Annotated in this window: 13 protein-coding genes and 1 riboswitch; of the genes, 3 read left to right on the top strand and 10 right to left on the bottom strand. The window is 47.5% G+C overall.

The window, feature by feature from the left end; translation table 11 throughout:
• Positions 1-45 precede the first annotated feature (45 nt).
• The 8 genes from KNQ08_RS12060 to pta all read right to left on the bottom strand — a co-directional run bounded on the left by KNQ08_RS12060 (position 46) and on the right by pta (position 9109).
• Complete coding sequence (locus KNQ08_RS12060) at positions 46-489, bottom strand: GDYXXLXY domain-containing protein (protein WP_023466766.1); 444 nt, start codon at positions 487-489, stop codon at positions 46-48.
• Entirely contained in the window at positions 486-1673 is a 1188-nt protein-coding gene (locus KNQ08_RS12055; protein ID WP_214805871.1) for a DUF2157 domain-containing protein, read from the bottom strand. The genes KNQ08_RS12060 and KNQ08_RS12055 overlap by 4 nt, the downstream gene beginning before the upstream one ends.
• 168 nt (positions 1674-1841) lie before the next feature.
• Positions 1842-3809, bottom strand: a complete 1968-nt coding sequence (locus KNQ08_RS12050) for a methyl-accepting chemotaxis protein (protein WP_251133705.1) — start codon at positions 3807-3809, stop codon at positions 1842-1844.
• Positions 3810-3976: 167 nt separating this feature from the next.
• Positions 3977-4276 (bottom strand): rhodanese-like domain-containing protein, encoded by a 300-nt coding sequence (locus KNQ08_RS12045; RefSeq protein ID WP_023466762.1) that lies wholly within the window; start codon positions 4274-4276, stop codon positions 3977-3979.
• 120 nt (positions 4277-4396) lie between these two features.
• Positions 4397-5773, bottom strand: coding sequence for an amino acid permease (locus KNQ08_RS12040; RefSeq protein WP_035399195.1), 1377 nt, complete (start codon positions 5771-5773; stop codon positions 4397-4399).
• A 221-nt stretch (positions 5774-5994) separates the two neighbouring features.
• Positions 5995-7296 carry a nucleobase:cation symporter-2 family protein gene (locus tag KNQ08_RS12035; RefSeq protein WP_058265465.1) on the bottom strand — a complete coding sequence of 434 codons (1302 nt, stop codon included), beginning with the start codon at positions 7294-7296 and terminating at the stop codon, positions 5995-5997.
• Entirely contained in the window at positions 7293-7877 is a 585-nt protein-coding gene (locus tag KNQ08_RS12030; protein WP_023466757.1) for a xanthine phosphoribosyltransferase, read from the bottom strand. Before KNQ08_RS12030 ends, KNQ08_RS12035 begins: the two co-directional genes overlap by 4 nt.
• 75 nt (positions 7878-7952) lie before the next feature.
• Positions 7953-8052, bottom strand: a riboswitch (purine riboswitch).
• 70 nt (positions 8053-8122) lie between these two features.
• Positions 8123-9109: a phosphate acetyltransferase gene (pta, locus tag KNQ08_RS12025; protein WP_055969917.1), complete on the bottom strand. Its 987-nt coding sequence runs from the start codon at positions 9107-9109 to the stop codon at positions 8123-8125.
• Between the two features lie 344 nt (positions 9110-9453).
• Between pta and hemQ the strand changes: the two genes are divergently transcribed.
• Both hemQ and KNQ08_RS12015 read left to right on the top strand, forming a co-directional pair.
• Entirely contained in the window at positions 9454-10230 is a 777-nt protein-coding gene (gene hemQ / locus KNQ08_RS12020; RefSeq protein WP_058265464.1) for a hydrogen peroxide-dependent heme synthase, read from the top strand.
• Positions 10231-10333: 103 nt separating this feature from the next.
• The gene (locus KNQ08_RS12015) at positions 10334-10483 is read left to right on the top strand and encodes a hypothetical protein (protein ID WP_023466754.1); all 150 of its coding nucleotides are present in this window, start codon (positions 10334-10336) and stop codon (positions 10481-10483) included.
• Between the two features lie 96 nt (positions 10484-10579).
• Here the strand turns inward: KNQ08_RS12015 and KNQ08_RS12010 are convergent, their stop codons facing one another.
• Together KNQ08_RS12010 and KNQ08_RS12005 are read right to left on the bottom strand one after the other, a co-directional pair.
• Entirely contained in the window at positions 10580-10948 is a 369-nt protein-coding gene (locus KNQ08_RS12010; protein ID WP_023466753.1) for a DUF423 domain-containing protein, read from the bottom strand.
• A 2-nt stretch (positions 10949-10950) separates the two neighbouring features.
• Positions 10951-11556 carry a trimeric intracellular cation channel family protein gene (locus KNQ08_RS12005; RefSeq protein WP_023466752.1) on the bottom strand — a complete coding sequence of 202 codons (606 nt, stop codon included), beginning with the start codon at positions 11554-11556 and terminating at the stop codon, positions 10951-10953.
• 165 nt (positions 11557-11721) lie between these two features.
• Here KNQ08_RS12005 and KNQ08_RS12000 point away from each other — a divergent pair, with 165 nt between their 5' ends.
• On the top strand, positions 11722-13350 hold the full coding sequence (locus KNQ08_RS12000) for an ABC1 kinase family protein (protein ID WP_214805865.1): 1629 nt from the start codon (positions 11722-11724) through the stop codon (positions 13348-13350).
• Positions 13351-13431: the final 81 nt, after the last annotated feature.

Raw genomic sequence — 13431 nt, 5'->3', positions numbered from 1 at the left:
ATTTAAATTAATAGTACAACCGTTTCATTCCTGACGCAAGGTTTTTTACTCAGAAATTTTTAAATTCGTTGTCCGGATCGTTCCCCATGGTGACACATCCGCACGGACTTCCAGTGCTTTTGCTTTCTCGTATTGTTTTCCGCTTCCCTGTTCGACATAATACTGCGTCAACTGTGGAATCGACACGTATTGATCGTAATAGTCGCCAGCAACACTTCCGAAGAATCGTTCATTCGAAATCCGATCGATTTGAGCATAACCAGAAGCATCTGTCTTGAAGCTGACATAAACACGCCCGTTTTGAATCGTCGGACCTGGTTTTAAATCCGGATACTGCAGCATCACATATTCACCGTAAACGGGATCAAACGGATCAAACGGTTCTGCCCGAAAACGGTACGATGTTCCGAACCAGGAGGTTGCAAAAAAGCTGACAATCAACAGACCGACGACGCACGTCTGCAATACGGGCATGAGATAGCGTTTCATGACGCCACACCTCCTCTACGGCGTAACCACCATAAGATACCGGATAATAGGAAGATGAGTAGCGCACCGATGAGGAAAAATAAGGACATGTTCAACCGATCCCACGCATAGATGACGTATATCGCGATTTGAACGAGAATGAAATAGAGAAAGGCTGGCCAGACGACCGCATGACGGCGTTCTTGATACAACAAATAGACTAGCGCCGATATTTCAAAAAGGATGGCGAGTAGAATTGCCTGTTCATCGAGCCACAGGACTCCGACGAATCCAAGCGGAACGATAAACAATAAGGAGCGACGTTTTTGATAGAGGAAAATTCCTAATCCGATGGATACGATAGCTAGCAGAATCGCTTCTGTCATAGATGGTAATGCGGCATTTGATTCCGCACGTACAGACAGATAGACGATCGAACTGATGGCAGCAACGACCAGATAGACCATTTCGACGATCCGGCGATTGGACTCCTCACGAACAAGCCAGAGAACTGGAACGAGTAAAAATAGCGTCCAGACCGGCCACAGGAATCCGTCATATGATACAAGGAGAAACAAGGAGAGACCACTGAAGAAGAGAAACAGCCAGCTAAACAAAAGCGATGGCAGACGTTGACTGAAGTAAAACCAACTGAACGACAGCACGACCATCAGACCGAACGATGTCCAGTCGAGATAACTCGCCTGTTCTTGACCAAAACCACTGAGACTCGTGAAGATCGTCCATCCGGAAAGGAAGGCGACGACACCGTATGCTTCATGACGCCAAAGCACATAATGCGCTAACGCGGCGACAAACACACACCATCCGAGTAATGATCCTTCCATCGGCAAGTGGAAACTTTGAACAACGACGAGAATCGAGGCGCCAAACGCTAGGATTCCACCGATTCGGAAGACAATCGGATGCAACATACTCCGACGTTCCGAAAGATCCGCCATGACGTAACAGCTCCACATGAGTGCTACGACAAGTCCGATTTTCCATCCGATCGGCATGACTTGCCAGTTGGCAGCTAAAAAGCTGAACACAGCCAATACGACGAACGTACCCCCTACAATCAACAAGAGCGGGAGGCGTTGTTTCGTTGAATGTTGCTTTTCGTAGTTCATGATTCGTTCGACGGTTGATTCATCCAACAGACCCGCATCCTGCCACTCACGTATCTTGCGTAACTGCTTCACCGTACCCACCTCCTTCGAAGTGTTAGATACTTATTATTTTCCCGATTTAGTACCATCTCAAGCCCGGATTCACAAGGATTCCAAGCTATTTGTTCAGTTCGTCACAGAATAGTGACAGACGAAAAAAAGCAAGGAAGACTAGCTTCCTTGCTTTGTATAATCGATAGGTTAAACACGGAAACGAGCAACGAGTACCTGTAGCTCTTCTGCCATATCGGATAATGCTTTAGCGGATTGCGAAATCTCTTCCATCGCACTCAACTGCTCTTCCGTCGTTGCCGCCACTTGTTTCGACGCCGATGAATTCTCTTGCGCGATATGAGCGATTTCTGTCGCAGACGCTGACACTTCTTGAACGTTCGCTGCGATTTCCTCGACAGTTGCCGTCACGTCTTCGATTCGTGGTGTCATCTCTTGTGTCCGTTCGAGAATCTTCTGGAATCGTTCTGCTGATGCTTCTGTCGTCGACAAGCCAGCTTTCGTCTGTCCTGAGACTTCCTTCATCATCGTGACTGATTGATCCGTCTCCTGCTTGATGTTTTGAATGAGTTGCGCAATCTGCTTCGTTGAGTCCTGTGACTGCTCTGCTAGTTTACGCACTTCACTTGCGACGACGGCGAACCCTTTTCCGTTTTCGCCTGCCCGTGCTGCTTCAATCGCCGCGTTCAGTGCCAATAAATTCGTTTGTTCGGCAATGCCGTTGATGACATCGACGATTTTCCCGATTTCATTCGAACGATGTGCGAGTGAGCTGATGACACCACCGAAGTTTTGAACGGAGGCATCGATTTCTTTCATCTGCTGGACGTTCTGTAGTACAGCAACCGTTCCGTTCTCGGCTTCTGTTGCCGTTGAACGTGATAGCTCTGACACATCGGTTGAGCTCTCAGCAATTCGCATGATGCCCGCTGTAATCGACTGGAGCGAAACGGCATTCGCATCGAGTTGACGTTTCGATTGATCCGCCCCTGCTGCGACCTGTTGAATCGATCCCGCGATCTGTTCCGATGCGGACGTCGTCTGGGCAGAGTTCGCCATTAATTCCTGCGACGAGCCGGCCACTTGTGTGATCGACTGGTCGAGATTGATGATGATCGAGCGGAGTGAATCGACCATGACGTTAAAGCTTTGCGCGACCTGTCCGACCTCATCGTTTGATTCAACGATGACGGGTTCCGTCAAATCACCAGATTGAATCCGTTCTGCCCCACGTGTCAAATGACCGAGTGGGCGTAAGATCGAGCGAAGGATGAAGTAAATGAAGACGGCTGCGACGAGTAACATTCCGCCGATGACAGCAAGCGTTGTCCACAGAATACTCGACGTCGCATCGGTGATTTCATGATCGTACAGGGTTCCGGCAACCTTCCACTTCGTTAAATCGTTCGTCATGAAGTCCATCTGTTTACCTTCATTTTCGAATTCATACGAAAATTGTCCGGCTGGGTCATCGTAGAGTGGCGCAACCCAGTTCCCTGTTGCCTTTTCACCTGGTTTTAGCGTCGGGTGCGTAACGAACTTCTTATTCGAATCGAGAATCGTCACATAACCCTCTTTACCAATTTTAATCTTTTTCGCGATTTCCGCGATGCGGTCGACATCGACATCAATCGCCACGACACCTCTTCCGTTTCCGGTCGTTTGTGACAATGTCACCATCATCTTGTTCGAGGCAGCATCGACGTATGGATCCGTTATGACGACTTTTCCACCGGCTGCTTCAGCCGATTGGTACCACGAGCGCTCACGTGGGTCATAATCCTCGGGCATGACTTGTTCCGGGAAAATGTTCATATCCCCTTCTGTCGTCGCGAAATAGATGTTCGCCGCTTGCGGATGCATGTCGAGATATTCCGTCATTTTTTCCTTCAACGCTGCATTTTGTTTTCCTTTTTGATAGAGCGTCCCGTCAATTCGGTCCGCAAAAAAGGCGACATCGCGTCGCATCGGATCAATGATATTCTGAATCTCATCGTTCATTCGATCGACTCCACCATGTGCCGATTGTAGAATTTGCTCCGTCATCGTTTGTTTCGCCTGATTGTAGGCAACAAATCCAATCACGAGCGCTGGAATTACTAATAATAGAATCGATGTCAGAATTAATTTTTGTTTGATGCTCATCGTGCGTTTCATCTTTTGTTCCATGTGTCACTCCATTCCCGAGTGCAAGGACTCGCTATTCTACCTTCTTTATCGGAAGAATAGCGAAGAATATTCATAGTAAAAATAATAATCGTTCATTGATTCACATGAAAAAAAGACGACCCGTATGGAGTCGTCTTCCTTGGTAACGCTTACCCTTATGCTTCTTGATCGCCCTTCCAGTTCATCATGCCGCCTTCGACGTTGACGATATCATATCCATACTGCTCGAGGAAACGACCGACGTTTTCGCTTCGCGCGCCCGCTTTACAGATTAAGTAGTAGGTTTCACCTTCTTGCAGCTCCGTATAGCGTTCACCGATTTCAGACATCGGAAGGAAGCGGACGTTCGGAATATGTCCTGCATCGTATTCATCCTGCTCCCGGACGTCAACGACGTGTAACGCCTCGCCTGCCTCTAATCGCTCTTGTAACTCATCTACATGAATCGTTTTCATTTCGTATGACCTCCTGTATGGTTCTGCCGTAAGTGTAGCAAATTCATCATCAAAACAAAACGAAACCGTTTGATACGAAGTGATGAAAAAGCGGACCCGTTTGCGGATCCGCCCATCTCATTATTCTCCTGATGCTCGACGCGTCGACTGACGTGTCTCCTTATGCATTCCCCGTGCATAATAGACAGCAATCAGAATCGCGTACCATAGTGGTCCAACGACCAAAGCGATGCGTGTACTTGCGTCAAATGCCATCAAGACGATGACACCAGCAAGTGCCGCGAGGGCAATGTAGTTCGCGACCGGGAAGAATGGAACAGCGAATTCTGCTGAACCATGTACCTTCCGCGCCCGCATCTGGGCGATCAGAATCATTGCCCACGTCCAGACGGCTCCGAACGTCGCAATACTCGTAACGATCGCAAAGACATCTTCCGGTAAGAAGTAGTTCAAAGCGACACCAACGAGCAACGCGACACCTGAAAGAATCGTCGCCAGTGCCGGGACACCGTTTTTCGAGATTTTCGAGAAACGACGTGGTGCTTCACTGTTCTCGGATAAGTTCATCATCATCCGGGCTGTCGAGAAGATACCGGAGTTACATGACGAGAGTGCTGCCGTTAAGACAACGAAGTTGATGATGCCGGCTGCTGCTGGAATACCAAGTGAATCAAATAATAATACGAACGGACTACTATTGTTCGCTCCGACTTGATCCCACGGATAAATCGATAAAATGACGAAGAGCGCACCGATGTAGAATACTAAAATCCGAAGGAAGACGTTATTGACGGCTTTTCGAATCGTTTTCTTCGGGTTCTTCGCTTCCCCTGCTGTGACCCCAATCACTTCAATTCCTAAGAACGCAAACATGACCATCTGCATGGCAAGGAGTACTCCACCGAATCCGTTCGGCAGGAATCCACCATGTGACCACAGGTTTGAAATTCCAACCGGTGTGCCGCCGTTTCCAAGACCAATGACAATCGTCAAGGTCCCTAAGATGATCATGGCGACGATCGCGACGATTTTAATCAACGCAAACCAAAATTCGAATTCACCATAAAATTTAACAGCAATGAAGTTGATGCTCGTCATCAAGACAAGTGCTGCTAGTGCCCATACCCACCCCTGAGAATCCGGGAACCATACTTTCATGTAAATACCGACTGCTGTGATTTCCGCCATACACGTAAAAATCCAGAGTAACCAATAATTCCAACCTGTTAAAAAGCCAGCTAGTGGACTGACATACTTCCGGGCATACTCCGCAAAACTACCAGCCACCGGCTCCCGCACTGCAAGCTCCCCAAGTGCTCGCATGATAATGAAAATGATGACACCACCAATCAGATAACCAAGTAAAATCCCTGGTCCTGCTAATTGGATCGCTTTTGCTGACCCTAGGAAGAGTCCGACACCGATTGCCGCCCCCAGCGACATCAGTGTAATGTGACGTTCTTCCAGTCCCCGATTCAACTCTGTCTGTTGTTTCATTTTTACGACGTCCTTCCCGTCTCTGTTTGTTTCTTAGCAGTTCCCCGTACCGCTACGTTGTCAGTATAAAGAAGATGTGTCGATTTTGTAAACGTTTTCATATGATATTTCTTACCAAAATCACATACTCGGAATATTCTGATTACGTTAGCATTATAAAAAAAGGAACCTCCTGCTACTAAGTAGTATACAGGACGGCTCCTTTCGGAAAGTTACAATTGTTAATCAACTTTAGCAAGTGGCGCGTCTACTGACTCCGACTTACTCGTCAATCGGAAGATTCCATTTAGCAATAATGCCGTTAGCGATCCTGCGACGATTGGGCTGTCCGTCAAGACACGGATTTGTGACGGGAGACCGGCTACGATCTCAGGATTCATACTGATTCCTAAACCAATTCCGAGCGCGAGTGCCACCGTGATGACGTGTTCGTTCTTCGAAAAATCGACCCGCGACAGAATACGAATCCCGCTCGCTGCGACCGTTCCAAACATGATCAACATTGCCCCACCTAGCACAGGTTTTGGAATCAACGTCGTGAACGTCGCCACTTTTGGTAAGAAACCGAGCAAGATTAAAAATCCACCCGCAAATAAAATGACTTTACGTGTCTTCACGCCAGTCAATTGAACGAGACCGACGTTTTGGCTGTATGTCGTATACGGGAAACTGTTGAAGATACCGCCAACAATCGTCGCGACACCCTCTGCCCGGTAGCCACGTGCTAGGTCTTTATCCGTCAAACGGCGATCCGTGATCTCACCAAGTGTCAAGAACACACCTGTCGATTCGACCATTGAGACGAGACCAACGAGCGTCATCGTCAAGATCGCCGTCGCATTGAATGTCGGAACACCGAAGTAGAATGGCGTCACCATTTGGAACCATGACGCTTCCGCCACCGGACTGAAGTCGATCATCCCCATGCCAAACGCGACGAGTGTACTGATCATTACAGCAATCAAGACGGCTGCTGCTTTTGAAAAGACCGTGCCGTAGCGATTCAAGATTAAAATCAAGACGATCGTTAGTCCGGCGAGTCCAAGATAACGTGCGTCACCAAAGTCCTTCACCCCTTGTCCGCCCCCGATATCGTTGATTGCAGCCGGAATCAAGGAAATCCCAATGATCGTCACGACAGAACCGAGGACGACTGGCGGGAACAGGACGGCGATCTTACTAAACCAGCCTGAGATGACGAGAATGATCAACCCACTCGCAATCAAAGCACCATAAATCGCCGTGATCCCTTGAAGACTACCGATCGCGATCATCGGACCGACTGCAGTGAAGGTACAACCGAGGACGACCGGAAGACCAACGCCTGTATATTTCGTGACGAGCACTTGTAGTAAGGTCGCTACGCCACACATGAAGAGATCAATCGCCACTAAATAAGCGAGTTCTTCTCCCGACAATCCAATTGCACTCCCGACGATCAGCGGAACGACAGCTGCTCCTGTGTACATCGCAAGCACATGCTGAAGTCCGAGACTAGCGGCTTTGAAGTTCGATAGTCTCATACGGTCACCGAGTCAACGAACGTCGCTTTTCCGTCCTTCAACGACTCCACACGAGCGAGTGACTCGACGCGGAACCCGGCTTCGATTAACTTTTGACGTCCCGGTTGGAACGACTTTTCAATGACGATCCCAAAACCGGCAACTTCCGCACCTGCTTGCTCAACAAGGCGAGCAAGACCAAATGCCGCTTCCCCGTTCGCGAGGAAATCGTCGATGATCAAGACACGTTCCCCCGGTTGTAGGTATTTTTCTGCAACCGTAATCGTACTCGTCTGTTGTTTCGTAAACGAAAAGACTTCAGCTGAAATCGTTCCTTCATTCAAGGTGACGGATTTCGTCTTACGAGCATAGACCATTGGTACCCCTAAACGGAGCGCCGTCATCATTGCCGGGGCAATACCACCTGCTTCGATCGTCAAAATCCGTGTGATACCGGCATCTTGGAAGCGGTCCATGAACTCATAGGCGATTTCCCACATCAAGGTCGGGTCGACCTGGTGGTTTAAAAAGGCATCCACTTTCAATACTTGATCCGATAAGACGATTCCTTCTTGATTAATCATGTCGTGTAGACGTTTCATACATGCATTCTCCTCTTTAAAAACGAAAAAACGTACAGCCGCTACCCGGGGGCAGCCACTGTACGCCAAAAAAGAGAGCAGTAACTCACCACCCGTAGTCGGACCGTTACGGCGATCCGGTAGAGACTCGTGGGCCAATTCCCACTATTATACGAGCGTTGCTATACGTTTACGTTTCGTGATTTTCGTGATGTGTACCATTGTACGGGGTTTAGCGAAAAAGTAAAGACTTTTTCACACCGTGCTTAGGCTTGGCGTTCTTCGACTGCTTGCGCTGCCGTGATGATCGCGAGTTTGTAAACATCCTCTTCGTTACAACCGCGTGAAAGATCGTTGACCGGTTTGTTCAACCCTTGCAGGATCGGACCGATTGCTTCGAATCCACCAAGACGTTGTGCGATTTTGTAGCCAATGTTTCCAGCTTCAAGACTTGGGAAGATGAAGACGTTCGCTTGACCGGCGACATCTGATTCTGGTGCTTTTGATTTCGCGACGCTTGGAACGAATGCTGCATCGAATTGGAGTTCGCCATCGATCGCAAGCTCTGGTGCACGTTCTTTAGCAATGCGAGTTGCTTCAACGACACGCTCTGTCTCTGGTGATTTTGCTGAACCTTTTGTTGAGAAGCTGAGCAATGCTACTTTTGGATCGATCCCGAATGTTTTCGCTGTTTTTGCAGACGCAATTGCGTTCTCTGCTAGATCGTTCGCATCTGGTGCGATGTTGATTGCGCAGTCTGCGAAGACGTATTGCTCATCGTCACGTACCATGATGAAGACGCCTGATGTTTTTTTATAGCCTTCTTGCATTTTGATGATTTGAAGTGCTGGACGAACTGTATCGCCTGTTGCGTGCATCGCACCCGATACAAGACCTTCTGCTTGTCCTGTGTGAACGAGCATCGTACCGAACGTGTTCACGTCTTTTAAGATGACAGCACGTGCTTGCTCTTCTGTTGCTTTCCCTTTACGACGCTCAACGAACGATGCGACGAGCTCATCGATTCCAGCGTAAGAAGCAGGATCGATCGTATCAAGTCCCGTGACATCGATTCCGTTCGCTGCTGCTGTTTCTTCGATTTGTACACGTGGTCCGATGACGATCGGTGTGACGAGACCGTCTTTCTTCAAACGGACAGCTGCGCCAAGAACACGCGCGTCAATGCCTTCTGGGAAGACGATTTTCGGTTGGTGCGCTTTAATCTTTTGTTCTAACATATCGAATAATTGCATGAGTTTCTCTCCTTTTAGGTAAACACGACGTCGTCGATTTGATCGATTTTCTTTTCCATCGTTTATTATACACAGTTCTCAATCGTTGTTAAAACAATTTGCAAAAAAGTTATCTAACAAAAGCACTGAAGCCATATTCACTGACTATTACAGTCATTTTTAAGAATGGTACAGAGACTATTTCCAAGCAAAGTAATCTCCACTTCCCCTTTTACCCACTCTCTGCTTTTTTCATGTGTTACGATCTCATGGACAAAGAACTTTTCGGGCGAAGCGTTTCAATAGAATGTGATAAGATAGGATATGGAAAAAGACAATTTATTTCAGACTCAGGAGGTCATCCCATGCAACACCAAACATCTGAACCGACTGCTACGCAACAAGCCGCTGAAACACTCGACGGCTGGTATACATTACATGATTTCCGCCGGATCGATTGGTCACGCTTGAAACAAGTCGACGCGACAGACCGTGCGCGCATGATTGAAGAATTCCAATCCTTCCTCTCAGAGCTTTCTGGTGTCGAAGCGGCAAAAGACGGAAGCCACGCACTTTATACAATCATCGGTCAAAAAGCCGATCTCGTCTTGATGGTTCTTCGTCCAACGATGGAACAAATTCAAGACGTCGAAGTCAAAATGCAGAAACTCGATCTCTATGATTACTTGATCCCGACGTATTCTTACGTTTCTGTCGTCGAACTCGGTACGTACCGTGGTTCAGGCGAAGGAAACCCATACGAGAACCCTTACGTGCGTGATCGTCTCTATCCAATCTTGCCGCAAGCGAAGCACATCTGCTTCTATCCGATGAGCAAGTCACGTCGCGATGGCGACAACTGGTACACGCTTTCAATGGAGAAACGAAAAGAGCTCATGTATCGTCACGGTATGATTGGTCGGAGTTATGCTGGGAAAATTCAGCAAATCATCGGTGGATCAACTGGATTTGACGATTGGGAATGGGGCGTTACGCTCTTCTCAGACGACATTCTTCAGTTCAAGAAAATCGTCTATGAAATGCGTTTTGACGAAGTCAGCGCGAAGTACGGTGAGTTTGGTGAGTTCTTCATCGGGAACCGTCTCGAAAGTGAACAATTAAATACTCATTTTGCACTTTAATGTGTTGAATGACGTTTGATTGAAATATCTCATGGGAATATACTCCTTGCGGCTACAAAACAGGCTATAAAATAGTAGGTTGATTACGTAAGGAGGAATTACCATGGGGAATGCTATGAACCGATCGACACGATCGCGTGAATTGCAATTCGCTGTGCTTTCAAAAGAGCTGAAACCGGTTGCAGATCGCGTACTGGATCGCTATGAGCAAGCATTATCGAAGCTAAACAAAACTCAAACGACAAAACGATGAATTCGTTTTGATACCTACGCCTACTCCATCGCGAGTAGGCGTTTTTCATACAAAAAAGACCGTTCTTCTTCATAACGGAAGAAAAACGGTCAATCCTCATAATCCTTTGTAGGCACCAATCGCGACAAAGATCCATGCTGCGATGAACAAAACGCCACCGATCGGTGTGATAGCACCCAGTTTTGTTACGTTCGTCAATGCCATGACGTACAGACTACCGGAGAAGAAGACGATTCCGGCGAGCATCAGCCATGCAGCCAACGACCATTGTGGAATCGATGCTTTTAATAAGAGTCCCCCGAGTGCTAGGATACCGAGCGAGTGTACCATCTGGTAAAGAACGCCTGTCTGCCAGTTCGCGAGCATCCGTTCCGTCAACATATCTTTTAAGGCGTGTGCACCGAATGCACCTAGTGCGACCGATAACATCATCGAGATCGCGCCAATCATAATGAAAACTTTCATGCTTATTCTCCCCCTAACCGTCGTGCTGGTAAATTCCATTCATAATAATACGATAGCATACGTAAAACAGTGATGAGTCCGAGCAATGTGAACAAATGTAGAGGATTCGTCAATTGGAAACGATCAATCACAAGTGCTGCCATGACGGCCCACATCGCATAAATCTCTTTATGCAAGACGAGTGGTTTCCGACCAGCGAGTAAATCGCGAATCACTCCACCACCAACACCAGTCAGCACAGCAGCTGAAATCGTTGCTGACAATGGCAGTCCTTTTGCTGTCGCCATCAAAGCACCTTGAATCGCAAACGCAGACAATCCGAGCGCATCCGCGAGGACGCCCCAACGTGTCCAGTGCGGCAAGAACAACTGGGGTAACATGAAGATCAACAACGCAACGAGAATCGCGACTAAAAAGAGACCACCTTGCGACCAGAGAGCGGATACCGGTACACCAATCAGTAAATTACGAATGGCACCCCCGCCGAATGCTGTGATCAAAGCAAGTAACCAGACACCGAATAAATCATATTTTTCTTCCATCGCAACAATCGCACCACTCATCGCAAAAGCGACCGTGCCGATGATATTCAATAAGTCCCAGGACATGCGCACATTTCACCTTTCTACAAAGAAATTCCAATACTTACTATACTCTCTTTTTAGTTTCCGTAAAGCATTAATTTTCTGTCACCGTTTCGACCGTTTGCGAGTGACGTTTTTAGGTAAAGTAACCTATACTGAAACAAACTGTACAGGAAGCTAGGTGACCGTATGAAACGTTGGGCGCTTTATCGCATCATCGTCATCGTGACGATGTTCGCACGTTACATCTTTACGATCTATCGATTCACCCGGAAAAACCGGCCAGGTACGAACAACGAAGAGTTTGAGCGCATCATGATCCGGATTGCGCGTGACTATAAGAAAAAAGCATTACGGTTAGAAGGGTTACTGATCAAGCTCGGTCAGTTCTTGTCGATTCGAGCCGATCTATTTCCTCCGTCCGTCTTGATGGAACTGACCGAACTCGTCGATAAAGTTCCTTCAAGTAAACTTGGAGAGTCACGTAAGATCATCGAAGAGGATTGGGGTATGCCGATCGAAGAGATCATCTCGGATATCAGTTCCCGTCCTGTCGCTTCTGCCTCGATTGGTGAGGTGTACAGCGGAATCTTAAAATCAAATGGTAAAAAAGTTGCGATCAAAGTTCAGCGACCGAACATCGAACAAATCATCAAAACCGATTTCCGTGCCATGCGCATCGTCATTGCCATGTTACGCCGGACTTCATTAAACAAATCGACTGATTTACAAAGTCTGTATCGCCAAATGGTCTTCGTCATCGGTGATGAATTGAATTACCGAACTGAATTAAAAAACGGTCTCTACTTTAAAAAAATGTATGAGACGAATCCTGTCATCTATATTCCGAGTTATTATGAAGAACATTGTACGAATCGTGTGCTCGTCATGGAATGGATTGACGGAACACGTATCACCGATCTCGATTATTTAGCGGAACATCAGATTGATCGTGACGAACTAGCGCGTAATCTCTTCTTGAACGCTGGTGAGCAATTACTGTTCGGCGGGAAATTTCACGCTGACCCACACCCGGGCAACGTCCTCGTCCAGTCCGACGGCAAAATCGTCTTGCTTGATTTTGGGATGATTGGAGCGACAACGCCTGATGACATGCGAGCGATTCAACGAATCCTCCAATCCTTCGTCACACTAGATTATGATGCGATCGTCGATGGTCTCGAAGATTTACGATTCCTGTTGCCGAATGCGAATAAGCAAAATATCCGACAAGCAATTGAAAAAGCGGTCACGTTCTATCTCGAGAGTGATATGGAAAACGTCGATACGAAACTGATTGAGAAGGTCTTATCCGATATCGAATTGCTCGTCCGAAACGAACCGATCCAGCTCCCTGCCGAGTTTGCGTTCTTCGGTCGTGCTGCCTCGACGATTCTTGGGATTCTTCAGATTCTTTCACCGCAAATCAACCTACTCGAGTTAGCCAAACCAATGGTTCGGCGTTGGCTCGATGATGAAGGAAAAAACCAAAATCGTTATCTGCAAATCGCTGGATCGTACGGTGCGCGATTGCTCGCCTTCCCGCGTCTTGTCAACGACGCTCTCAGCGAACCGACGCGTTGGCGGATCATGGAGCAACAAAAGTTCTCTCGTGTCGCGAACATCGAATCACTTAAAATCCGGCAGTGGACGAGTTCACTCGTCGGGATCATCAGTCTTCCCTTTAGCTATCTCGGCTATTATTTTACGCAGTATGACGTCATGGGCATTTCTTTGACAATCGCCGTCATCGCATTATGGAATGGTCGACGAATCGGACGACAAATCGTCCGGATTGCTGACGAACCGTTCCGATAAACGAAATATCAGTAAACGTCCATTTCGATGGGCGTTTTTTTATTTCAGAATAATTCTTCTTCACGCTTCGAGGTTTTTCCT

It is taken from the genome of Exiguobacterium sp. s46, assembly GCF_018618875.1.
Lineage (GTDB): Bacteria > Bacillota > Bacilli > Exiguobacteriales > Exiguobacteriaceae > Exiguobacterium_A > Exiguobacterium_A abrahamii.
The sequence above is the reverse complement of the archived record's forward strand: the minus strand, read 5'-3'. Positions and strand labels throughout refer to the sequence as shown.

Coding starts and splice junctions, on each gene's coding strand:
- KNQ08_RS12060 (WP_023466766.1), bottom strand. CDS start 489: ATGAAACGCTATCTCATGCCCGTATTGCAGACGTGCGTCGTCGGTCTG.
- KNQ08_RS12050 (WP_251133705.1), bottom strand. CDS start 3,809: ATGAAACGCACGATGAGCATCAAACAAAAATTAATTCTGACATCGATT.
- KNQ08_RS12045 (WP_023466762.1), bottom strand. CDS start 4,276: ATGAAAACGATTCATGTAGATGAGTTACAAGAGCGATTAGAGGCAGGC.
- KNQ08_RS12040 (WP_035399195.1), bottom strand. CDS start 5,773: ATGAAACAACAGACAGAGTTGAATCGGGGACTGGAAGAACGTCACATT.
- KNQ08_RS12035 (WP_058265465.1), bottom strand. CDS start 7,296: ATGAGACTATCGAACTTCAAAGCCGCTAGTCTCGGACTTCAGCATGTG.
- KNQ08_RS12030 (WP_023466757.1), bottom strand. CDS start 7,877: ATGAAACGTCTACACGACATGATTAATCAAGAAGGAATCGTCTTATCG.
- pta (WP_055969917.1), bottom strand. CDS start 9,109: ATGCAATTATTCGATATGTTAGAACAAAAGATTAAAGCGCACCAACCG.
- hemQ (WP_058265464.1), top strand. CDS start 9,454: ATGCAACACCAAACATCTGAACCGACTGCTACGCAACAAGCCGCTGAA.
- KNQ08_RS12015 (WP_023466754.1), top strand. CDS start 10,334: ATGGGGAATGCTATGAACCGATCGACACGATCGCGTGAATTGCAATTC.
- KNQ08_RS12010 (WP_023466753.1), bottom strand. CDS start 10,948: ATGAAAGTTTTCATTATGATTGGCGCGATCTCGATGATGTTATCGGTC.
- KNQ08_RS12005 (WP_023466752.1), bottom strand. CDS start 11,556: ATGTCCTGGGACTTATTGAATATCATCGGCACGGTCGCTTTTGCGATG.
- KNQ08_RS12000 (WP_214805865.1), top strand. CDS start 11,722: ATGAAACGTTGGGCGCTTTATCGCATCATCGTCATCGTGACGATGTTC.